This is a genomic window from Virgibacillus salexigens (assembly GCF_014905415.1).
Classification (GTDB): Bacteria; Bacillota; Bacilli; order Bacillales; family Amphibacillaceae; genus Virgibacillus; species Virgibacillus salexigens.
This window is the reverse complement of the sequence record NZ_BNEO01000137.1, coordinates 1-305: the sequence shown is the minus strand read 5'-3', so window position 1 is coordinate 305 and position 305 is coordinate 1. Positions and strand designations below refer to the sequence as shown.

At 30.5% G+C, this 305-nt stretch carries 1 protein-coding gene; it reads left to right on the top strand.

The window, feature by feature from the left end; translation table 11 throughout:
• Positions 1-62: 62 nt before the first annotated feature.
• Positions 63-305, top strand: a 243-nt coding sequence (locus JKP73_RS22580; protein ID WP_200412030.1) for a hypothetical protein, incomplete at its 3' end; no start/stop codon positions are given.

Here is a 305-nt window from a genome sequence, read left to right as displayed (position 1 = left end):
AGAACTTCCTTTAACTTTAGAAGATATTTTTATAAGCAAGTTTTCAGGTCATGAGATGACTGATGAAAGAGAGTGAGGAAAGAATGGATAACAAAAAATTGAACAAAATTACTTGGAAACGAGCCAAACCAATCGTTTTAAGTTTAGGAATACTGTTAATATTAATCTCTGTTTTTATTGGATTTAACTCCACAAAAAATTGGCATAGAGAGCAAAACTTTATCCATTCTCAAGAGGCTAGAGACCAATATAATTCATACCTTGCTGCACAAAAAACTGAAGAGGATGATGTAAATAAAAAATAT